The sequence below is a fragment of the Streptomyces sp. NBC_00510 genome, assembly GCA_036013505.1.
Classification (GTDB): Bacteria; Actinomycetota; Actinomycetes; order Streptomycetales; family Streptomycetaceae; genus Actinacidiphila.
Map to the genome: position 1 here is coordinate 8,596,399 of CP107851.1, position 20,283 is coordinate 8,616,681.

18 protein-coding genes and 2 pseudogenes are annotated in these 20,283 nt (G+C 71.4%); 12 read left to right on the forward strand and 8 right to left on the reverse strand.

The annotated features are described in order from the left end of the window. Positions 1–57 precede the first annotated feature (57 nt). The gene (locus tag OG937_38975; GenBank protein ID WUD77271.1) at positions 58–474 is read right to left on the reverse strand and encodes a MerR family transcriptional regulator; all 417 of its coding nucleotides are present in this window, start codon (positions 472–474) and stop codon (positions 58–60) included. Positions 475–648: 174 nt separating this feature from the next. Between OG937_38975 and OG937_38980 the strand changes: the two genes are divergently transcribed. After that, positions 649–1,599 carry an oxidoreductase gene (locus OG937_38980; GenBank protein WUD77272.1) on the forward strand — a complete coding sequence of 317 codons (951 nt, stop codon included), beginning with the start codon at positions 649–651 and terminating at the stop codon, positions 1,597–1,599. A gap of 104 nt (positions 1,600–1,703) precedes the next feature. Here OG937_38980 and OG937_38985 read toward each other — a convergent pair whose 3' ends face one another. Both OG937_38985 and OG937_38990 read right to left on the reverse strand, forming a co-directional pair. After that, entirely contained in the window at positions 1,704–2,471 is a 768-nt protein-coding gene (locus OG937_38985) for an SDR family oxidoreductase (protein WUD77273.1), read from the reverse strand. 156 nt (positions 2,472–2,627) lie between these two features. Then, positions 2,628–3,245 (reverse strand): ester cyclase, encoded by a 618-nt coding sequence (locus OG937_38990; GenBank protein ID WUD77274.1) that lies wholly within the window; start codon positions 3,243–3,245, stop codon positions 2,628–2,630. Between the two features lie 336 nt (positions 3,246–3,581). On the opposite strand from OG937_38990, the gene OG937_38995 reads away from it, so the two are divergent. Further along, positions 3,582–4,244 (forward strand): TetR/AcrR family transcriptional regulator, encoded by a 663-nt coding sequence (locus OG937_38995; protein WUD77275.1) that lies wholly within the window; start codon positions 3,582–3,584, stop codon positions 4,242–4,244. 17 nt (positions 4,245–4,261) lie between these two features. Here the strand turns inward: OG937_38995 and OG937_39000 are convergent, their stop codons facing one another. Next, positions 4,262–4,738: a MarR family winged helix-turn-helix transcriptional regulator gene (locus OG937_39000; protein ID WUD77276.1), complete on the reverse strand. Its 477-nt coding sequence runs from the start codon at positions 4,736–4,738 to the stop codon at positions 4,262–4,264. A gap of 125 nt (positions 4,739–4,863) precedes the next feature. On the opposite strand from OG937_39000, the gene OG937_39005 reads away from it, so the two are divergent. Then, positions 4,864–5,247 carry a VOC family protein gene (locus OG937_39005; protein ID WUD77277.1) on the forward strand — a complete coding sequence of 128 codons (384 nt, stop codon included), beginning with the start codon at positions 4,864–4,866 and terminating at the stop codon, positions 5,245–5,247. 45 nt (positions 5,248–5,292) lie between these two features. Here OG937_39005 and OG937_39010 read toward each other — a convergent pair whose 3' ends face one another. After that, positions 5,293–6,144, reverse strand: coding sequence for an RNA polymerase sigma factor SigF (locus OG937_39010; GenBank protein WUD77278.1), 852 nt, complete (start codon positions 6,142–6,144; stop codon positions 5,293–5,295). A gap of 180 nt (positions 6,145–6,324) precedes the next feature. On the opposite strand from OG937_39010, the gene OG937_39015 reads away from it, so the two are divergent. Both OG937_39015 and OG937_39020 read left to right on the forward strand, forming a co-directional pair. Then, positions 6,325–6,498 carry a CsbD family protein gene (locus tag OG937_39015; protein ID WUD77279.1) on the forward strand — a complete coding sequence of 58 codons (174 nt, stop codon included), beginning with the start codon at positions 6,325–6,327 and terminating at the stop codon, positions 6,496–6,498. Between the two features lie 232 nt (positions 6,499–6,730). Next, positions 6,731–8,038: a UDP-glucose/GDP-mannose dehydrogenase family protein gene (locus OG937_39020; GenBank protein WUD77280.1), complete on the forward strand. Its 1,308-nt coding sequence runs from the start codon at positions 6,731–6,733 to the stop codon at positions 8,036–8,038. A gap of 87 nt (positions 8,039–8,125) precedes the next feature. On the opposite strand, the gene OG937_39025 is transcribed toward OG937_39020, so the two are convergent. Next, a complete protein-coding gene (locus OG937_39025; protein ID WUD77281.1) occupies positions 8,126–8,638 on the reverse strand; it encodes a hypothetical protein in 513 nt (170 codons plus the stop codon). 199 nt (positions 8,639–8,837) lie between these two features. Between OG937_39025 and OG937_39030 the strand changes: the two genes are divergently transcribed. From OG937_39030 to OG937_39040, 3 genes and pseudogenes are all read left to right on the forward strand, one after another. Further along, positions 8,838–9,452, forward strand: coding sequence for a TetR/AcrR family transcriptional regulator (locus OG937_39030; protein WUD77282.1), 615 nt, complete (start codon positions 8,838–8,840; stop codon positions 9,450–9,452). Positions 9,453–9,711: 259 nt separating this feature from the next. Next, a complete protein-coding gene (locus OG937_39035) occupies positions 9,712–10,728 on the forward strand; it encodes a GlxA family transcriptional regulator (protein WUD77283.1) in 1,017 nt (338 codons plus the stop codon). 300 nt (positions 10,729–11,028) lie between these two features. Further along, a pseudogene (locus tag OG937_39040) lies at positions 11,029–11,426 on the forward strand (ATP-binding protein). 34 nt (positions 11,427–11,460) lie between these two features. Here the strand turns inward: OG937_39040 and OG937_39045 are convergent. Both OG937_39045 and OG937_39050 read right to left on the reverse strand, forming a co-directional pair. Then, the gene (locus OG937_39045; protein ID WUD77284.1) at positions 11,461–11,733 is read right to left on the reverse strand and encodes a hypothetical protein; all 273 of its coding nucleotides are present in this window, start codon (positions 11,731–11,733) and stop codon (positions 11,461–11,463) included. A gap of 108 nt (positions 11,734–11,841) precedes the next feature. Beyond that, positions 11,842–14,589: pseudogene (locus tag OG937_39050) on the reverse strand (multifunctional oxoglutarate decarboxylase/oxoglutarate dehydrogenase thiamine pyrophosphate-binding subunit/dihydrolipoyllysine-residue succinyltransferase subunit). A gap of 546 nt (positions 14,590–15,135) precedes the next feature. Between OG937_39050 and OG937_39055 the strand changes: the two are divergent. The 4 genes from OG937_39055 to OG937_39070 all read left to right on the forward strand — a co-directional run bounded on the left by OG937_39055 (position 15,136) and on the right by OG937_39070 (position 20,255). Continuing rightward, the gene (locus OG937_39055; protein WUD77285.1) at positions 15,136–16,194 is read left to right on the forward strand and encodes a TDT family transporter; all 1,059 of its coding nucleotides are present in this window, start codon (positions 15,136–15,138) and stop codon (positions 16,192–16,194) included. Positions 16,195–16,409: 215 nt separating this feature from the next. Further along, positions 16,410–17,600, forward strand: coding sequence for an aminotransferase class I/II-fold pyridoxal phosphate-dependent enzyme (locus tag OG937_39060; GenBank protein ID WUD77286.1), 1,191 nt, complete (start codon positions 16,410–16,412; stop codon positions 17,598–17,600). Between the two features lie 99 nt (positions 17,601–17,699). Next, entirely contained in the window at positions 17,700–18,896 is a 1,197-nt protein-coding gene (locus OG937_39065) for an amidohydrolase family protein (GenBank protein WUD77287.1), read from the forward strand. A 330-nt stretch (positions 18,897–19,226) separates the two neighbouring features. Further along, positions 19,227–20,255, forward strand: a complete 1,029-nt coding sequence (locus tag OG937_39070) for an alpha/beta hydrolase (GenBank protein ID WUD77288.1) — start codon at positions 19,227–19,229, stop codon at positions 20,253–20,255. Positions 20,256–20,283 lie beyond the last annotated feature (28 nt).

The window sequence follows — 20,283 nt, forward strand, 5'->3', positions numbered from 1 at the left end:
CTGACACGGAGGCCCTGGAGACATCGTCGGCGGCGGTTCGCGGCGTGTCGCCGCCGGTCACCCCGCGACCGCACCCCGAACCTCTTCGGAGGCCGCGGGCGTCGCGGCACCGGCGTCCTCCCAGGCGCGCAGGTACGCCTTGATCGCGTGCCGGTTGCGCTGCAGCACCTCGATGCGTCGCTCGATGCCGCTGAGCTGACGTCGCAGTCCGTCCAGGTCCTTCGCCGCCGGGCAGGACCGGACCTCCGTCTCCTCCTTCGCGGCATCGAGGCAGGGCAGGACCTCGCGGATCATCTCCGTCGTCAGGCCGGCTTCGAGGAGTTCGCGGACCTGCAGGACGCGGTCGATGGCGGGCTCGCCGTAACTGCGGTATCCGTTGGCGCTCCGGAAGGGGTGGAGGATGCCGACCTCCTCGTAGTAGCGAAGCAGCCGCGGCGCGACACCCGTCTTCGCGGCCAGGTCCCCGATCTTCACATCGCCCTCCTTGGCTGGGCATCCGTACGGACGGTGCGCCCCACCGTCGCACCGTGGGCGACCGTCGTCGCCGCTTGACCTTCACACTAATGGAAAGGTTTAGCTTCTTGCACGGCCCCGGACCTACCGGCGCGGGGTGACCGGGACCGTGTCAAGAAGAATGCGAGATCAAAGATGCCGACAGGTTCCAGCACGCATCCGAGCAAGCGGGGCAGTGACGGATGGACCGCTGACCGCATCGCCCCACAGGAGGGCCGCACCTTCGTCGTGACGGGCGCGACCAGCGGTCTCGGCCTGGTGACGGCGCGCGAGCTCGCCGCGCACGGTGGCCGGGTACTGCTCGCCGTCCGTGACACCGCACGGGGAGAAGCGGTGGCGTCCTCGCTGCGCAGGGCGTATCCCGGGGCCGAGGTCGCGGTGCGCCGGGTCGATCTGCTGGACGTGGACTCGATCCGCCGGGCGGCGGAGGAGATCGGCGAGGAGGAGTCCGTCGACGTACTGGTCAACAACGCGGGCATCTCCATGGTCGAGCACTCCGTGACCGCGCAGGGAGCCGAGCGCCACCTCGCCGCGAACCACCTCGGCCACTTCGCCCTCACGGCGCTGCTGGAACCGGTGCTGCGCCGGTCGCCGGCACCGCGGGTGGTCACCGTGACGTCGTACATGCACGAGAAGGGGGAAATCGACCTGGATGACGTCGCGTGGTCGCGGAAGTACACGCCCCTCGCCGCCTACTCGGCATCGAAGCTGGCCAACGCGGTCTTCGGCGTGGAGCTCGCCCGGCGCGAGCGGTCGTCGTCGCCGCCGATCACCAGCGTTCTCGCGCACCCCGGCTACAGCAACACGCCGATGCAGAGCAAGGGCACCGGGCCCATGGGGATCGCCATGCGCGTGTCCGGCAGGCTCTTCGCGCAGAGTCCGGAGATGGGAGCTCTGCCCCAGCTCTACGCGGCGACCGAGTCCGATCTCGCCGCCGGCTCCTACATCGGACCTGACGGCAAGGGCGGACGATCCGGGCATCCCGTCCCCGTGCAACTGTCTGCGGCGGCGCAGGACCCGGAACTCGGACGCCGTCTGTGGGAGCGCTCGCAGCAGCTGACCGGCGTCCGCTGGCACACCGCCTGAGTCCTTCCGGGCCATCCGCGGACCGCCCGCTGCGGGCCGTGAACCGGGCATGTGCGTGTTCCGCCCCACCCCGGAGCTTCAGGGGTGGGGCCGGGTGTGCTCCGTCACCAGGCGCTGGCGCCGCCGTCGACGGCGTAGTTCGCCCCGGTGATGTAGGAGGCTCGGTCGGAGGCGAGGAAGGCGGCCAGTTCGACGATCTCCTCGGGTCGGGCGAAGCGCTTGAGGAGGGTCTTGCCGGTGATCGCGTCGCGGGCGGCCTGGTTGTCGCCGAGGTCGCGGTCGCTGGCGGGGGTCAGGACCGGGCCGGGGCTGATGGCCACCGCGCGGATCCCGTGCGGGGCGCCTTCGAGCGCGAGTTGCCGGGTCATGCCGATGACGCCGGCGTTGGCCGCGGTGTGCCCGACCATCGGGGGGTTCGCCCCGGCGATCATGCCGGCCATGGAGGCGACGTTGATGATGACGCCGCCCCCGCGGCGCACCAGGTGGGGCCAGGCGAATTCCGAGACGAAGAAGGGGATGTCGAGTTCGCCGGTGATGGTGGCGTGCCAGTCCTCGACGGAGAAGTCGGGCAGCGGGCCGAAGCGCAGCGAAGCCGCGTTGTTGTAGACGACGTCGAGCCCGCCGTAGGCGGCCGTGGCACCTTCGACGAGGTGCCGCACTTGCTCCGGGTCGGTGAGGTCGACCGGAGCGATGCCGGTCATCTCGCCGCCCGCGCGGCGGACGAGTTCGGTGGTCTCCTCGTTGGCGTCGGGGTTGATGTCGGCTCCGACGACCTTGGCGCCTTCTCTGGCGAACACCTGGGCCGCGACGCGGCCCATGCCTCCGCCGGTGCCGGTGATCAGCACGATCTTGCCGTCAAGAAGAGGTGTCATGGGAGTGCTCCTGGTCAGTGCGGGGTGCGGTGTGCGGGTGGGTGTGTGCGATGCCGTGGCCCCGGGCGCTCGCTGGAGGCGGTGCGCCCGGGGGTCCGTCCCCCGGCGTTCTGCCGGGGTGCGTGCCGCGGCCTGGTGAAGCGGGCCGTGCGAGCGCTACTTGGTGGTGGGGTGAACGGTGCCGGGAGGCGTCCCACCGCGGAGCTCGTCAAGGAACACCCCGAAGTTGCCTTCCGACCAGTGCTCGACGGACTGGCCGTGGATGACGCGGTCGATGGAGATGCCGCTGAGCTGGACGTCGCGGCCGGAGGCGGGGATGCCGAAGATCGTGCCGGTATGGCGGCCCGCGAAGCTCCAGCGGGTGACGACCTTGTCGCCCTCCACGATCTGGTCCAGGACGGTCATCTTGAAGCCGGTGAGCCCGGCCTTGATGTTGAGGTCGCCCTTGATCCAGTCGTCCCGGTTCTCGGGGCCGTTGAAGCCGTGGAGCACCAGGTCCTTGGAGATGTAGCGGTCGAATCCGGCGGCCAGGTCGCCGTTGTAGCCGGCGTAGTACGCCGAGGTGACCTGCAGCGGTGAGAGGTAGTGGTGGTGGGCCGCGTGGCCGGCCGACGCGGCGTTCGGTGCCGGGCTCTGGGCCGCGGCCGGGACGGCCACGGCGGTCAGTGCGGCGGCGACGGCGAGGCCGGTCATGGCGCCCAGCACCTTCTTGCGTCCCATGGACGTGGGAGTGGCGGGGGTGGATGCGGCCTCACGGGTCTTGTCGAAGAACACGGGGCACTCCTCAGCTGATCATCGGTGCCCGAGAGCACCGAAGTGATTGACGTGTCAAGCATCCTCCTGAGCTTGACAAGCGTCAAGCGGTTTCCGGTGGGGCCCTCCCGGGGTCCCCCGGCCGGTGACGGGCATGGAAGACTTGGATCACCGGCGATCGCCTCGCCATCCCGCCGGGGATCCGGGACGCGCGCGCCGCCCACCAGGCGCGATGCGCCAGTACCGGGGGCATGACCGGCGCGGTGGCCGAGAGGGAGTGCGATCGACGTCAGGCCGGCCGACGCCGAACGGAGCGATGCCAGAGTGACCGACGGAACACCGGATCAGGCGCCGGCAGTGACGGCGCGCGGAAAGTACGCCCCCGTCCGGCTGCACGAGAGCGAGATCCTCCGGCGGGGCCTGGACACCTTCGCCGAGCTCGGCTACGCCGCCACCACCATGAGGGAGTTGGCCCGGCGGCTCGGCGTGAGCCACAACTTCGTCCACGAACGGTACGGGTCGAAGGGCGACTTCTGGCGTGCGGTGGTGGACTTCGCGCTGCGGGACGCCCAGCCCGCGCTCGACCGGCTTCTGGTCGAATGCCACGACGACGGCGAACGCCTACGGGCCGTCATCGTCCACCTGTACCGCCTCGCCGCGAACGACTCCGCCATGAACCGGTTGCTCACCGACGAGTCGACCCGGGACTCCGGTCGCCTGGACTATCTCCACCAGCGGTTCATCAAGCCGTTCTGGGACAGCATCGAGCCGACGGTCGACGGCCTCATGGCAGCGGGCCGCATGCCGCGCGTCCCGCCGCACATCCTGTACTTCGCCGTCACGGGCCCCGCGCTGGCCCTGGCACAGGACCCGATCGCCGACCGGCTCAACCCCGACGACCTCCCGACGGCGGAGCACGACAGGAACGCCATGGCCGACGCGCTCTCCGCCCTTGTCCTGCACGGCCTGCTTCCGCCCTCGGACCATGCGCCCGTCACCGCCCGGCCCGGGCGGACCTGACGACCGGGGCGGTCGCGTCAGGAGGCGATCCTTGCCAGGGCCGCGGCGAGCGCCTTGAGGTCCAAGCCGTCGAGGTGGTCGAGGAAGCGACGCCGTACGGAGGCCAGATTGGTCGGCCACGCCTCCCGCAGCCGGGCGAGGCCCGCGTCGGTGAGGACCGCGTTCCAGCCACGGGCGTCCTGGGTGTCCTTGACGCGCTGGACGAGCCCGTCGCTCTGCAGCCGGTACACGGCCCGCGTCATCCCACTGAGCGACCGCTCGCAGGCGACGGCGAGATCGCTCATCCGCATCTGCCGCTCCGGTGCCTCGGACAGGTGCATCAGGGCCATGTACTCGGTCAGCGGAAGCCGCTGCTCGCGGACCAGATCGGCATCCATGGCGCGGGGCAGGGCGTAGATGACGCGGCGCAGCGACCGGACGACCGCCTCTTCATCCGGGCTGAGGGGCGCGATTCCCTCGGGGGCTGCTTCCTGCTGCGGCATGACGTCAGACATGCCTCAAGATTACTTGCTCCGCAAAGTAAGCGAACGCTTTTTCGCGGTGACGCGGCTCGCATCCACGGCGGCCGCCGAGCGGAAGGCGATCGCGCGGTGCGCCTTGGCTGCCTACACTCCCGGGCATGGCATGCCGCATCAGTGAGCTGGTCATCCACGCCACCGACGCCGAAAGGCTCGCCGCCTTCTGGAGCGAGGTCCTCGGTTACGTCGAACTCGGCCGGGAGGACGACGGAAGCATCGAGATCGGGCCGCCGGACGTGGGCTTCGGCGGCCCGCAGCCCACCCTCATCCTCAGCCCCAGCAGCGAACCGAGGACCGGGAGGCTCCCGCTGCACATCGACGTCAACCCGGTCGACCGCGACCAGGACGCCGAGCTGGAGCGCTTGCTCGCGCTGGGCGCACGGCCCGCCGACGTCGGCCAGACCGGCACCGAGAACTGGCACGTCCTGGCCGACCCGGAAGGCAACGAATTCTGCCTCCTGCGCCGCCGGCTCCAGCCTCTCTGACACCACGGGGTCCGGGGCGGCAGGTGAAAGCCGGGTGCCGTCGACTCAACGAGTCAGAGCCTGGGCGCGCAGGCGGGTGAGGATCCGCGACAGGAGCCGGGAGACCTGCATCTGCGAGACGCCCAGGTGGGCGCCGATCTCGGCCTGGGTCATGTCGTGCCCGAAGCGGAGGGAGAGGATCAGCCGTTCCCGCTCGGACAGCTGCCGGATGAGGGGCTTGACCGCCTCGATGTCGTCGACCTTGCCGTAGGCGCCGTCGACGTAGCCCAGGCGCTCCGCCCAGGCGGTACTGCCGTCGTCGTCCTCGGTCGCCGGCGCGTCGAGGGAGGCGGCCGAGTAGGCGTTGGCAGCCGTGAGGGCCTCCAGCACCTGCTCCTCGGTGATCTGCAGGCGGGTCGCCAGTTCGGCCGTCGTCGGGGCCCGGTCCAGCTCGGTTTCCAGGGCGTCGGTGGCCTTGGCCAGGTCGATGCGGAGTTCCTGCAGGCGCCGGGGCACGTGGACCGACCAGCTGGTGTCGCGGAAGAACCGCTTCATCTCGCCCACGATGGTCGGCACCGCGAAGGTCACGAACTCCACGCCGTAGGCGGGATCGAACCGGTCGACCGCCTTGATCAGGCCGATCGTGCCCACCTGCACGATGTCCTCCATCTGATCCGCGCGCTGGGAGAACCGGCGGGCCGCGAAGTGCACCAGAGAGGTGTTCATCTCGATGAGCGTGTTGCGCACGTACTGGTGCTCGGCTGTGCCCTCCTCCAGGGCCTGCAGCCGGGCGAACATCACCTTGGAGACCTCCCGGATCTCGGGCGGCGTCATACTTCCCGACACCTCGGGAAGCGCGTCCACAGCGCCGTGCTCCTGCGTCGCCGCGACACTGCCACCGGCCACTGCGATCTGCATCTCAGCAACCCTCCTCATCGGTACGTTCCAGCTTGCACCCTCAGCGCGTCACCCGCCTACCCCCGCTCAAGCCCGGCAGTCCACGCGTTCCCGCATACGGCGTGAGTGGTGTTTGCGACGCCGCCCAGCGGTCAGGCGAAGCCACGGAACATGACCTCGATACCTGGGAAGGTGAGCAGCATGGCCGCCAATGAGAAGGCCAAGGCGAAGACCGAGCAGGCCGTCGGCAAGGCCAAGGAGGCCGCTGGAGAGGCCGTGGGCAACGAGCGGCTGACCGCCGAGGGCCGCATGGAGCAGGCCGAGGGCGACGCGCGCCAGGCCAAGGAGAAGATCAAGGACATCGGCCGGCACTGACGACCGGCACCGAGCTCATGTCCGTGGGGCGGCCCGAGCGGGTCGCCCCACGCTCGTACCCGGTCTCACGGCCCGTCAGGCAGGCGTCCGCGAGGGGCTATGCTGCCCCGCACCAGCCAGAGAGCCGGACGGGATCCAGGGCACCGGCCCTGGCCCCCGGCCACGGTCCCAGCGGGAGCGAGTGCCCCACCCGGGCGCGGGGCTCGCCTCGAGAACGAACGGAACACCGCGCATGCCTCAGCTGTCCCCACGTCGTATCGCCATCTTCGGCGCCGGCTACATCGGCCTGGTGACCGGGGCCTGCTTCGCCGAACTGGGTCACGACGTCGTGGTCCGTGACATCCAGCCGGAGAGGATCCGTCTCCTTGAGGCGGGTGACGTGCCGATCTACGAGCCCGGCCTGGGAGACCTGATCGCCCGCAACAAGGAACGGCTGACGTTCACCCTGGACGCGGAGGAAGCCGTCAGGGATGCCGAGGTCGCCTACGTCTGCGTGGACACCCCGCCCACGGCGTCGGGGGACGCGGACCTGTCGCGGGTGTGGTCGGTGATCGACGCGCTGAAGACCGCGTCGCACCTGGCGGCGGTCGTGGTCAAGAGCACGGTGCCGGTGGGCACCGCGGTGCGGGTGCGTGCGGCGCTGGACGGGGCCGGCCTGACGCACGTCGGCTACGCCTCGAACCCGGAGTTCACCGCCGAGGGCAAGGCGGTCGGCGACTTCCTGCACCCGGACCGGATCGTCATCGGCGCCGACGACCCGGCCACGGCCGACCTGGTCAGGAGCCTGCACGACGGCATCGACGGCCCCGTGGAGGTGATGGACACCGCTTCCGCCGAGATGGTCAAGCTCGCCGCGAACGCCCTGCTCGCCACGAAGATCACGTTCACGAACGAGATCGCGACGATGTGCGAGGCGACCGGAGCCGACATCGAGCACGTGACCCGCGCGATCGGCCTGGACCACCGGCTGGGCCCCTACTTCATGCAGGCGGGCCTCGGCTACGGCGGCAGTTGCTTCCCCAAGGACTCCCGGGCGCTGAGGGCGATGGCCAGCAACGCCGGCTACGCCTTCCAGCTGCTGACCGCCGTCATCGAGGTCAACGACCTGCAGCCGCGGCGGGCGATCCAGCGGCTGAAGGCGGAGCTGGACGGCCTGGGCGGCACAACGGTCGCCCTGCTCGGCATGGCCTTCAAGGCCGGCACGGACGACATGCGCGAGGCCCCCAGCACGGTCATCGCGTCCCGGCTGCTGGCCGAGGGCGCCACGGTCCGGACCTGGGACCCCCTCGCGCAGCCCGGCGACGTCGAACCGTGGTCGTCGACGACCCGCCACGCCTCCCCTCTGGAGGCGATGACCGGGGCCGACGCGGCACTGATCGTCACCGAGTGGCCCCAACTGGCCGAAGTGCCCTGGGAGCAGGCCAGGGACGTCATGCGCCGGCCGCTGGTGTTCGACGGCAGGAACGTGCTGGACCCGCACGGCATGGCAGGGCTGGGCTTCACGTACATGAGCGTGGGCCGCCGCACGGTCTCCGGCTGACGGCTGACGGCTGACGGCTGACGGCTGACGGCCCACGGGGCCGGAGCGCCGGGACCCCGGGCCGACCGCGCCGGCGTGATCGCCCGATCAGCTGTTGAGGCGGCGCAGTGCCACGGTCCGTCGCGCATCGCGTGTCTTCGCCGTGGCGGGGGGTCGCGTGGCTTCTGCGCGTGCCATCGCCGCGAGGCGCGCGAATTGCTCACCCATGCCCCTGGTTCCGCTCAGCGGGGTGAGGCCGTGCGGCCACACGGCCTTGGCGAGCGCGACGTGACGGGCGCCGCCGAGGATGACGACGGGGTCGACGGCGGCGATCCGGAGGTCTTCCGCCTGGGCGCGGAGCACTGCGTCGGTCACCGCGTCGGCGTGCCCGTGCGGGGTGTCGTACGTGTCGATCTCGTCGTCGAGGTCCAGCAGGCCGTACCGGGCGGAGAGGATCACGAGCCGGTCCGGTTGCAGCGCCTCGGCGGCCTTCCGGCACGCGCGGTGGTAGCTGCCGATGTACAGGTCGGCCGCCCTGGCCCGGTGGTCCAACTTGCGGGAGCCGCAAGGGATGACGACCAGCTCCGGTCGGAAGCCGTCGGTGTACTGCGTGGGGGTCATGCAGGTTCCTTCCGGGTCCGTCTGCGCTCGGACGAGGACGGACGCCTGCTTCGCGCGGTCCGTCCTCGTCCCGTGCCATGAGGTGCAACACGGCGGGGGGAGAGGGCCGTAGCGGAGGGACATGCCATCGGGCCCTCACATCCGGACGTACAGCGGAGGGGCGGCGCGTCCATAGGTGACCGGTCGTATAGTTCCCCGTATGGGAAGCACCAGTGGTGCCAGGGAGAGGATTCTGAGCGCCGCTCACGCGCTGTTCGACCAACGTGGCTACTCGGCGCTGGGGCTGGCGGAGATCTGCAGGGCGGCCGGAGTGCCCAGGGGCAGTTTCCACTACTTCTTCGCCTCCAAGGAGGCCCTCGCGCTCAGCGTCATCGACGAGCACTGGAACGCGCAACGACGCGCCTGGCTCTGCCTCCTCGATCCCGACGCGGAACCCCTGTCGCGGTTGCGGAGGCTCTTCGAGGCCACCAGCGTCCAGCAGCGTGAGGGACAGCGCGACTGCGGCACCATCGCGGGCTGCATGTTCGCCAACTTCGCGGTGGAGGCGGGCGAACTGACCGAAGTTGTCCGCGAACGCCTGCGGGAGATCTTCGAAGCACAGATCGGCATGGTGGAGTCGGTCGTCGTCGAGGCCCTGCGGCGGGGCGAGGTGACCGTCTCGGACACACGGGCGGCCGCCCGCTCCGTGATGGCACAGCTCGAGGGCCGGGTCCTGTTCGCCAAGCTCTACAACAACACGGCGCAGCTCGGCCCGCTGTGGGCCAACTGCCTTGCGCTGCTGGGTGCCCGCAGTCCTCAGGCGCCCGCCGCATGAGACGGCGGGGCGGCGGCCGGGCTCCCCCCGTCGAGGGTCGTGGTGCCGGTGCGCGGTCTGGGAGGTTGTGCCTCCCAGGAGGGAGCAAGCAGGTCGTGGCACCGGTGCGGGTCGCGGGCGCACGATGGCAGGTGGAAAACGGGGGAGCGGCGGTTCCGCCGTCGTCGTCCTGGGGCCCTTGGGGCGCATGTGACTCAGGGGACTCAGGTGGGAACCGCGGCGACCGCGGTCCGCGCGGCGCATGACCGGGAGGTGTCCCATGTTTCACAAGCAGCCTGGAGCGGGTCCGCTCACGGTGTTGGTGTTCGTCTTCCCGGGGGTGCGGCTGCTCGACGTGACGGGCCCCATCGAAGTCTTCGCCTCGGCGAACGAATGGGGCGGACCGTACCGGGTGCAGGTCGTGTCCGAGGACGGCGCGGAGGTGGTCACCGCCGCCGGGACGCGTCTCAGCGCCGACCTGTCCGTCGCCGACGTGCACGAGACGTGCGACGTCCTGGTGGTCCCGGGCGGCCCGGAATGGGAAACCGTGATCAAGGACGACGCCCTGCTGGACGCCGTACGGGGACTGAGCGAGAAGGCCCGCTGCACGGCATCGGTGTGCACGGGAGCCTTCCTGCTGGCAGCGTCCGGGCTGCTGGACGGCCGGCGGGCGGCGACGCACTGGAGGCAGACCCGGGAACTGGGCCTGCGCTACCCGTCCGTGAAGGTCGAGCCGGACGCCATTTTCGTCCGGGACGGGAAGATGATGACCTCGGCCGGCGTCAGTGCCGGCATCGACCTGTCCTTGGCTCTCGTCGAGGAGCACTATGGGGCGGAGGTCGCCCGGGCGGTCGCCAAGGACATGGTCGTCTTCATGCAGCGACCGGGTGGCCAGTCCCAGTTCAGTGCCCGTTCCCGGCTGCCGCATCCGCGTCAGGAGATGCTCCGCGAGGTCCTGGACTCGGTCGCGGAGAACCCCGGCGGCAACCACTCCCTGACGGCCATGGCCCGCAGGGCCGGCGTCAGCGTCCGCCACATCACGCGGCTGTTCTACGACGAGGTGGGCACCAGTCCGGGGCGGTACGTGGAGCAGGTCAGGCTGGAGGCCGCCCAGGCGATGCTGGAGACCGGTGACGACCCCATGGCCGTCGTGGCGCGGCGCACGGGATTCGGCTCGCCCGAGTCCCTCCGCCGGGCGTTCGTACGACACCTGGGCGTGACGCCGGCGGCATTCCGGGCCAGTTTCCGGACGACCGGCCTGGGCGCGGGGGACCTGAGCCCGACGGCGGGCGCGTAGCACACCGGCGATGTGGGTCATGGCCGGCCGCGAGTGAGGCCACGGGCAACAGGCTTCCGGGAGTTGAACGCTTGGGAAACAGCGGCCCTCGGCCGTTGTGAAGCCTCCATCTCGGGTAGGAGTCGCAGGCGGACGTCGGCGGCCCGGAGCGAGCAGAAGGCGATCACCATGACTTCCATCGGTCCGACTCCCGAACCCGATCGGCGCGGGCGGCGTGCGCCGGACTGCCTCGAAGCAGAAGTGCCGCGGGCGCGGAGCGCGGTGGAGGACACCGAGGCGGCGCATCCGGAGTCGACGCCCCTGAACGACGATGAACACGCCTGCACGCTGCCGCACTTCCCCAGCGCCCTGTCCGTCATGCGACGACGGGTGCGGAGGATCCTGGCCGAGTGGGAGATGGCCCCGCCGTCGCCGAGGACGTGCTGCTGGTGATAGCGGAGCTGGCCACCAACGCCATCGTGCACACCGACGGCCCTGCGGGCCTGCGCCTGTCGTGGACCGAGGTCGAAGGGCGCAGCGCCCTGCGCGTCGAAGTCACCGACTCGGGTCCGTCGGCAGAGCTCCGCGCGGCGGCGGGCGCCATCGATCCGGACGAGCACGGCCGGGGCCTCGGCATCGTGAGGGCCCTGTCGGCCCGGAATGGCGTCCGTTCCGACCACGCCGGATTCACCCACTGGGCGGACCTGCTCGCCGCCTAGCGACCTGCGACCTCCGCGCCGCGGCTCCGCCCGGTCAGCCGACCTGGGAGGCGCAGGCGAGGAACGGTCCCGCCGCCTTGCTCCACGACTCGCCCCGGGCGAGAGCGGCAGCGCCCTCCGTACGCAGTGAATCGACCACGGGCGTGAGGAAGTCCGCCCACCAATGCTGCACGGCCTCGGGCTTGAGGCCGATCGTGGCGACCGCCGCGCGCACCCTGTCCTGGAGGACCGCGGCGCCCTCGTCCAGGTCGGTTCCCGACCACTCGTCCACGTGCTGGGCCATCAGGGCCCAGGAGATCCGGATCATGCGCCGGATCGTACGGCCATCGGCCGACACGCCGTCGCTGCGGCCCTCCTACGACGGATACCCCCGGGAGGACGGTCCCAGGGGTGTCGTGCGCCGTCGCGGGAGTGGTCAGCGGAAGGCCGACTCCACGAGCTCCTTCTGCTCGGCGGCATGCCGCCGGGCGGAGCCCACCGCCGGGGCCGAGGCGGACGGCCGGCTGACGCATCCGAGGGGGCGGCCCGCCAGCCGTTCCACGTGCGGCCTGACGAAGGACCATGCCCCTTGGTTCTCCGGCTCCTCCTGCACCCACCGCACCTCGGCGTCACGGGGCAAGCGGGCGAGCTCCGCGCCGAGTTCCTCGTCCGGGAAGGGGTAGGGACGCTCCAGCCGGATGATCGCCGTGTCCCGCAGGCCGGCGGTCCGCCGGTACGCGTCCAGGTCGTAGGAGACCTTCCCCGAGCACAGCAGTACGCGCCGGGCCTGTGCGCTGTCGACGTCCCGGTCCGGTACGACCGGTCGGAAGGAGCCCGTGGTGAAGTCCACCAGCCCGGAGGTGGCCTCCTTCAGCCGCAGCATCGACTTGGGGGTGAACACCACCAGGGGCCTCCTGCGCTCGCCGAGCGCCTGCTGCCTGAGCAGGTGGAAGTAGTTCGCGGGCAGCGTCGGGACGGCGACGGTCATGTTCCCCTGCGCGCACAGTTGGAGGAACCGCTCGATCCTGCCGGAGGAGTGGTCGGGACCCTGGCCCTCCAGCCCGTGGGGCAGCAGCAGCGTCACCCCTGAGCGTTCGCCCCACTTCTGTTCCGACGACGCGATGTACTCGTCGACGACGCTCTGCGCGCCGTTGGCGAAGTCGCCGAACTGGGCTTCCCACAGCACCAGCGCATCGGGCCGCTCCAGCGAGTAGCCGTATTCGAAGGCCAGGGCCGCCATCTCGGACAGCATGGAGTCGTAGGGGGAGAAGTCCGCGCTGCCCGCGCCGAGGCCGTTCAGCGGGGTGTGCTCCGCGCCGGTGCGCCGGTCGGTGAGCACCGCGTGACGCTGGCCGAACGTGCCGCGGCGGGAGTCCTGCCCGGACAGCCGCACCGGCACCCCCTCCATCAGCAGGGAGCCGATCGCCAGCGTCTCGGCGGTGGCCCAGTCGATCGTGCCGGCGTCCGGCATCGTGGCGCGCCGGTGGAGCTGCGGCAGGACGCGCGGGTGCACGGTGAAGTCCGCGGGCTGCCCGGTCTGGGAGGCGATGACGTGCCGGGCGGCCGCCTCCGTGATCGCGGTCGGCACCGGCACCGCGGTGTCGTCCCGGTGCTCCGCGGGGGTGGCGGGCTTCGGGGAGCGAGCCGCGGTCAGGGCCCGCGTCTCGGCGAAGGCCTGCTCCAGGCGCTCCCGGTAGTCCCGCAGGGCGCCTTCGGCCTGCCGTTCGTCGATGGCCCCCCGGTCGATCAGGGACTGGGCGTACAGCTTGCGCACCGAAGGCGTGGCGTCGATGCGGTCGTACATGGCCGGCTGGGTGATGGACGGGTCGTCGACCTCGCTGTGCCCGTGACGCCGGTAGCAGATCAGGTCGATGACGACGTCCTTGTGGAACGCCTGGCGGTAGTCGAAGGCCAGGCGTGCGATCCGCACGACGGCCTCGGGGTCGTCCGCGTTGACGTGGAAGATCGGCGCCTCGACCGTCCGCGCGACGGCGGTGGCGTAGGTGCTGGAACGGCCGCTGGCGGGCGAGGTCGTGAAACCGAGCTGGTTGTTGATGACGATGTGCACCGTCCCGCCGGTGCGGTAGCCGGGCAGCTGCGACATGTTCAGCGTCTCGGAGACCACGCCCTGCCCGGCGAACGCGGCGTCGCCGTGGACGACGACCGGCAGGACGGGGAACGCCGCGCCGTCGCCGTCGGCCAGGTCCTGCTTGGCGCGCACGACCCCCTCGGCCACCGGACCGACGATCTCCAGGTGGGAGGGGTTCGCCACGACGGAGACGGCGATCGCGCCGCCGTCCAGGGCGTGGTAGGTCCCTTCCGCCCCGAGGTGGTACTTCACGTCGCCGGTCCCCTGGACCGACAGGATGTCCACCGCGTCCTCGAACTCGTGGAAGATGTTCCCGTACGACTTGCCGATGATGTTGGCCAGGACGTTGAGCCGGCCCCGGTGGGCCATCCCGATGACCGCTTCCCGCATCCCGTGCCTGATGCCGCGGAGCAGCAGGGCGTCGAGCAGCACGATCGCCGACTCGCCCCCTTCGAGCGAGTACCGCTTCTGGCCGACGTACTTGGTCTGCAGGAAGGTCTCGAAGGCCTCCGCGGCGCCCAGCCGGTACAGGACCTGCAACTGGTCGGCACGGTCCGGCCGCGGCGAAGGCGCCTCGATCCGCTCCTGCACCCAGCGGCGCTCCTCGAACGCCTGGATGTGCATGTACTCGGCGCCCACCGTCCCGCAGTAGGACCCGCGCAGGACGTCCAGCACGCCACGCAACGTCATGGTGTCGCGCCCGGCGAAGCCGTCGACGACGTACTCCGCCTCCAGGTCCTCGTCGCGCAGCCCGAAGGCCGCGATGTCGAGCTCCGGGTGCGTGTTCACCCGACCGGCCGCGAGGGGGTTGGTGTCGGCCACCAGGTGTCCGCGTACGCGGTACGCGTGGATGAGCGCGGCGACGCGCACGGCCTTGGCGGCCGCTTCTCGCGCGTCCTCATGCGGGGACGGCGTTCCGGCACGCTCCTGCCGGCCGGCGGTGGCGGCGGGGGAGACGAAGAAGTCCCTCCACTGCTCGTCGACCGATCCGGGATCGTGCAGGTAGCGCTCGTACAGTTCGTCCACGAGCCATTTGTTGAGGCCGAATTCCGGTCCTTGGAGTGCCGGTTCTTCGGCGCTGGATGTCGACGCCACTGGGTGGATCGCCTTCTTTCCTCATTCGGGACAGCCGATGGCGGGCGCCGTCGCAAGGGGCCCGTCATCCGCGCGTCGCTCCCGGCGGGGGAGCGGCCCCGGTTCCGTGCCGGTGGGGTGCGCGCATCGCTGACCGTGTGGCACCACCGACGCTACGACGGTGCTGGGCCGACGCCGAGGGCCGAAGGTGCCGGGGAGGCGTCACATCAGGACGTCGCCCCGCGTCGTGCGGCGCCGGTGCGTACGGCGCCCGCTGGGTTCCGCGGGCCGGACGTCCTGATGTGAGGGCGTCTTGGCACGCGTAGTGATGCGGAGGGAGCCCAACGTCACCGTAACGTCGTAGGGCCAACGAGCCGACGGCTGCGGCCGCGGCCCGTGAGCTGTTGGGCCTGGGGGCCGGTGTGCCGATTGCCGACGGTGATTCCCGATGTGAGGAAAGAAGCGTTCTCCGCCGTGACATCCGACCCCAGCGATACCCGGTCCCTCCCGCCCCGGAGCGACTCGGGGCCCCGGCACGCCACCCACGCACGTCCCCGGCTGCCGGCCTTGACCGGGACGCGACGTCCGCACCTGGGCCCCAGCTGGTTCGCGGCGGTCATGGGCACCGGCATCGTCGCCAACGCGGCGGTCACGTTGCCGCGGAGCTCCGCCTGGCTGCGCGACGCGGCCACGGTGGTCTGGGCGGGCGCCGCGCTGCTGCTGGTCGTCCTCGCGGCCGGCTACCTCAGGCAGCGGACGCTGCGGGTGCACGCCGGCGATCCGATGCTGGCGCCGTTCCTCGGGGCCCCGCCGATGGCACTGCTCACGGTCGGTGCTGGCGCGCAGCTGCTCGGCCGGCAGGTGCTCGGAGCGCGTACGGCCCTGAACGCGGACTGGGTGCTGTGGTCACTGGGCACCGTACTCGGCCTGGCGGCGGCCTGCGCGGTGCCGTACGTGATGGTCACCCGGCACCGCTTCGCTCCGGACGCGGCGTTCGGCGGCTGGCTGATGCCGGTGGTGCCGCCGCTGGTCTCCGCGGCGACGGGCGCCCTGCTGGTCCCGCACACACCGGCCGGACAGCCGCGGCTGGCCCTGCTGCTCGGCTGCTACGCGATGCTCGGGCTCGGCCTGGTGGCGGTCCTGCTGGTACTGGCGATGGTCTTCAGCCGGCTGGTCCACCACGACGCACCCACGGGAGCGGTGGTGCCCACGGTGTGGATCGGCCTGGGCGCCGTCGACCAGGCGGTCACGGCGATGGGCTCGCTGGCCACGGCGGCGCCGAGCGCGCTGCCCGCGCCGTACGCCCGGGCCGCGGCGGCGTTCGCGCTGCTGGGCGGAACCGGGCTGTGGGGCTTCGCGATGCTGTGGCTGGTGCTCGCTGCGGCGCTGACCGTACGGCAGCTGCGAGCGGGACTCCCCTTCGCGCCCAGCTGGTGGTCCTTCATCTTCCCGCTGGGCGCCTGCGTCACCGGCACGGGTGCCCTCGCCACCCGCACCGGATCACAGCCCTTCGTCTGGACCGCCGTCGTGCTCTACGTCCTGCTCGTGGCGGCCTGGGCGGTGGTGACCTGGCGCTCACTGCACCACGCCGCCGGCCACGTCGTCCGGAGGGAAGCCCGGACGTGAACGGGCGAGCGCTCGCCCGCGCCGGGTGCGGCGCGGCGGCCGCAGCATCCTTGACTCGTCAAACACCCTGCTAGGGTGGGCGCGGCAATCGGTCACGCGCCGTGTTCGCCGCGCGGGAGCGGGCGGAGTCCGGAAGGCGCGCTCACGGTCTCCGGTGATGGTCCGTCCCGGCGGATCCGCGCGTGACCGCGTCGCACGTCCACCGGAGGAAGGTCATGGCACCCGCAGGATTCGAGACACTCGACGACACGGCACGGCGGGCGGGCAATCCGCTGCGCCGGCTCACGATCGACGAACTGCGGCGCCGCAAGGGCGTCAAGTGGCGTCACCATCCGGCGGACGTCCTGCCGCTGTGGATAGCCGACATGGACGCGACCCCGGCCCCCGCGGTCGTGGACGCGGTGTCCTTGGCCTTCGAACGCGGGGACACCGGCTACCCGCCCTTCGACGCGACGATGGCGGAGGCCTGGGACCAATTCGCCGCGAAGCGCTGGGGATGGCGCATGGCGACGGAGCGCACGATGGTCGTCCCCTCCGCACTGACGGGCATCGCCGAGACGCTCAAGGTGACGACGGCGCCCGGGGACGCGGTCGTCGTCAACTCCCCGGGGTACGGGCTCCACCGGCACATCGCGGAGGGACTGGGCCGCCGCGTCGTGGAGGCCCCGCTGGGGCCCGACCACCGCATCGACCTCGACGCCCTGCGCGCCGCGTTCGGCCGGACGGTCGACGGCGGTCGCCCCACGGTCTTCCTGCTGTGCAGCCCCCACAACCCGACCGGGACGGTCCACACGGCGGAGGAACTGGCCGCGGTGGCGGGGCTGGCGCGGCAGTTCGGGGTGCGGGTCGTCTCCAACGAGATCCACGCGCCGCTCGTCCCGGCCGGCGCGCGCCATGTGCCGTACCTCTCGGTCCCCGGCGCCGAGGACGCCGTCGCCGTCTACTCCGCCTCCAAGGGATGGCACCTGTCGGGCTTCCGCGCCGGGATGCTCGCCTGGGCGCAGGAGGCGGACGACGCCCTGCGGCACATCCCCCTGAGCGTCGCCCATGAGCTGAGCGGCATCGGCGTCATCGCCCAGACCGCCGCCCTGCGGCTCGGAGGCGGCTGGCTGGACGCGCTGCTCACCGGACTCGACGACAACCGCCGCCTCCTCGGCGAACTGCTCGAGCGGCACCTTCCCGGGGTCCGGTACCAGCGGCCCGAGGGGACGTACCTGGCGTGGCTGGACTGCCGCGCCCTCGGACTCGGCGACGATCCCGCGGCCGCCTTCCTGGAACGCGGCCGGGTCGCCCTCTCCCCGGGCCTGGAGTTCGGCACGGGCGGCGCGGGGCACGTACGCCTCAACTTCGCCACGTCGCCGGAGATCCTCACCGAAGCCGTCCGCCGGATGGGCACGCTGGCCTGATCCCGGCCGGCCCCGGGCCGCCGCTCGATTCTCGCCGTCTCCGTGACGACGCACGCCCTCCCGCGGGCCTCACGTCCAGCGGGCCGGCACTGCTCTTCGATGGGAAGCACCTTGCTCAACACCACCGCCATACACGCCGGTTCGATGTTCGACGGGTTCACCCGCTCAGGGCCCGCCACGGTCCATGTCAGAGGTGACCGCATCATCCGCGTGGACCGCACCGGCGCGCTGCCGACCGACGGCACCCCGGTCGTCGACCTCGGCCCGCGGACATGCCTGCTGCCCGGCCTCATCGACAGCCACACACACCTCGCCTTCGACGCGAGCCCCGACCCCGTGACCTCCCTGGCCGCGACCGGCGACGCGGACCTGCTGGCGCAGATGCGGGCCGCGGCCCAGGCGGCGCTCCGGGCCGGCATCACCACCGTCCGCGACCTCGGTGACCGCGACTACCTCTCGCTGACCCTCGTCGAGGAGTTCGCCCGGGCCCCGGAGAACGGGCCGGAGATCCTCGCCGCGGGCCCCCCGCTCACCACGCCGGGCGGGCACTGCCACTTCTTCGGCGGCGAGGCCGAGGGCACCGAGGCACTGCGCGCCGCGGTGCGGGAGCGCCACGCCCGCGGCTGCGCCGTCATCAAGATCATGGCCAGTGGCGGCAACATGACGCCCGGTTCCGTGCCCCCGCACGCCTCCCAGTACGGCCCGCAGGACCTGCGCGCGGTCGTGGACGAGGCACACCGTCTCGGGCTGCCGGTGGCCGCCCACGCGCACGGTGTCCAGGCCATCAAGGACGCCCTCGACGCGGGCGTCGACAGCCTGGAGCACGTCACCTTCCTCGGCGCCGACGGCGCCACGTACGACCCCGCCCTCGCCGCGGCCATCGTGGCCGGCGGCACGTTCGCCAGCCTCACCCTGGGCATGGCCCCCGGTGCGGCGTTCAACCCGCCCCCGGCCCTGGCCGCACACGTCCAGACCATCCTGAACACCTTCGGCAACCTGCACGCCGCGGGCGCCAACGTGGTCATCGGCTCCGACGCGGGCATCGGGCCCGACAAGCCCCACGACGTCCTCCCGCACGGCGTCGGCGCCCTCGTCCGTCTGGGCGTGGCCCCTGCCGACGCCCTGATCTCCGTGACCAGCCTGGCCGCCCGGCTGTGCGGTGTGGAGGGCCGCAAGGGAAGGATCACCGCCGGTGCCGACGCCGACCTGCTGGCCGTCGACGGCGATCCCGTCAAGGACCCCGCCGCCCTGCTGGACGTGCGGGCCGTCTTCCGCGCCGGCATCCGGGTGCGCTGACCTCCGCCGGACGGCAGCGCCTCCCGTGCGTCGGCGGGCGGCCGCCGTCCTGCGTCCCCCCAATGGCGTATCCCCGCGTGCTGTGCTCATGATGGTCGCGTAGGGCCGACGTTCAGCTCTGCCCCCGCCGGCGTGTACAGCCTGGAGGGCACGCGATCCGCCTTGTCCGCACTCCTTGCCGCTGGGGGAAATGCTATGGCCCGCTGGGCCGTGCGCGGCGTCGCCGGTGCAACAGCGTCCACCGCTGTCGCTTCTCCTTGGTCGCGCGCACCGGTGGCCTGCGGCAACACCTTGACTTCCCTCATACGAATCACTTCAGGTGGGTGAATCGTGGATACACCAACCAGGAAAACCGGCAGGTTCATCGCGCTCATCGCAGTGCTTGCCGCCGCCCTGCTGGTCTGCCCGAGCGCGAGCGCCGGAGCTTGGGACGACAGCCGCGGGCAGGACACGGCGGCGGGAGAGTCTCCCTCCCCGTCGTCCTTCCCGCAGGCGAAACCTCCCCCCGGTTTCACGTCCAAGTACGCGGAAGTGAACGGCTTCCGCATGCACTACCTGCGAGGCGGCAAAGGTTCACCGGTCGTGCTGATCCACGGCTTCCCCCAGTCGTGGGCCGAGTGGCGGGAACAGATGGGCCCGCTCTCCAAGAACCACACCGTGATCGCGGTCGACCTTCGCGGCGCAGGCAACTCCGAGGTCACCAGGGGCGGTTACGCAAAGGCGCAGATGGCCAAGGACGTGCATGAGCTGCTGAAGCAGCTGAAGCTGAACAACGGCGTCCAGGTCGTCGGGCACGACGTCGGTCTGTGGGTCAGCTACGCCTACGCGGCCCAGTGGCCGAAGGAGGTGCGCCGTCTGGCCGTGATGGAGGCTCCCATCCCGGACGACAGCCTGTACCGCTTCCCGGCGCTGGAGGCCAACCCGAAGACCCCCTCGATGTGGCACTTCGGCCTGTTCCAGCTGCCGCTCGCCGAGCAGCTCATCGACGGTCACGAGCGCGTCTTCGTCCAGGGCTTCATCGAGGAGCTCCTGGCCGACAAATCGGCGTTCACGAAGGACGACTACGACTTCTACGCCCACTACCTGAAGGAGCCGGGCCGCACGGTGGCCTGGATGAAGATGTACCGCGAGCTCCGCGGGGACGTGGACCAGAACAAGAAGTTCCTGGCGGAAGGCAGGCTGCGGATGCCGGTGCTGGCGATCGGCGGCCAGGCGTCGTTCGGCGGCAAGATCGCCGACCAATGGCGTGACTACGCCGTGAACGTCGAGGGCCGGGTCGTCAAGGGGTCGGGTCACTGGGTGACCGAGGAGAAGCCCCAGGAAGTGACGAACCTGCTGCAGTCCTTCCTGCAGAGGTAAGTTCTGCCGCGAACGGCGGGACCCGCGG

What these genes read in the sequence shown, in the direction of transcription:
- OG937_38980 (WUD77272.1), top strand. Translation starts at nt 649, where the DNA reads ATGCCGACAGGTTCCAGCACGCATCCGAGCAAGCGGGGCAGTGACGGA.
- OG937_38985 (WUD77273.1), bottom strand. Translation starts at nt 2,471, where the DNA reads ATGACACCTCTTCTTGACGGCAAGATCGTGCTGATCACCGGCACCGGC.
- OG937_39000 (WUD77276.1), bottom strand. Translation starts at nt 4,738, where the DNA reads ATGTCTGACGTCATGCCGCAGCAGGAAGCAGCCCCCGAGGGAATCGCG.
- OG937_39005 (WUD77277.1), top strand. Translation starts at nt 4,864, where the DNA reads ATGGCATGCCGCATCAGTGAGCTGGTCATCCACGCCACCGACGCCGAA.
- OG937_39010 (WUD77278.1), bottom strand. Translation starts at nt 6,144, where the DNA reads ATGCAGATCGCAGTGGCCGGTGGCAGTGTCGCGGCGACGCAGGAGCAC.
- OG937_39015 (WUD77279.1), top strand. Translation starts at nt 6,325, where the DNA reads ATGGCCGCCAATGAGAAGGCCAAGGCGAAGACCGAGCAGGCCGTCGGC.
- OG937_39020 (WUD77280.1), top strand. Translation starts at nt 6,731, where the DNA reads ATGCCTCAGCTGTCCCCACGTCGTATCGCCATCTTCGGCGCCGGCTAC.
- OG937_39025 (WUD77281.1), bottom strand. Translation starts at nt 8,638, where the DNA reads ATGACCCCCACGCAGTACACCGACGGCTTCCGACCGGAGCTGGTCGTC.
- OG937_39030 (WUD77282.1), top strand. Translation starts at nt 8,838, where the DNA reads ATGGGAAGCACCAGTGGTGCCAGGGAGAGGATTCTGAGCGCCGCTCAC.
- OG937_39035 (WUD77283.1), top strand. Translation starts at nt 9,712, where the DNA reads ATGTTTCACAAGCAGCCTGGAGCGGGTCCGCTCACGGTGTTGGTGTTC.
- OG937_39045 (WUD77284.1), bottom strand. Translation starts at nt 11,733, where the DNA reads ATGATCCGGATCTCCTGGGCCCTGATGGCCCAGCACGTGGACGAGTGG.
- OG937_39060 (WUD77286.1), top strand. Translation starts at nt 16,410, where the DNA reads ATGGCACCCGCAGGATTCGAGACACTCGACGACACGGCACGGCGGGCG.
- OG937_39065 (WUD77287.1), top strand. Translation starts at nt 17,700, where the DNA reads ATGGGAAGCACCTTGCTCAACACCACCGCCATACACGCCGGTTCGATG.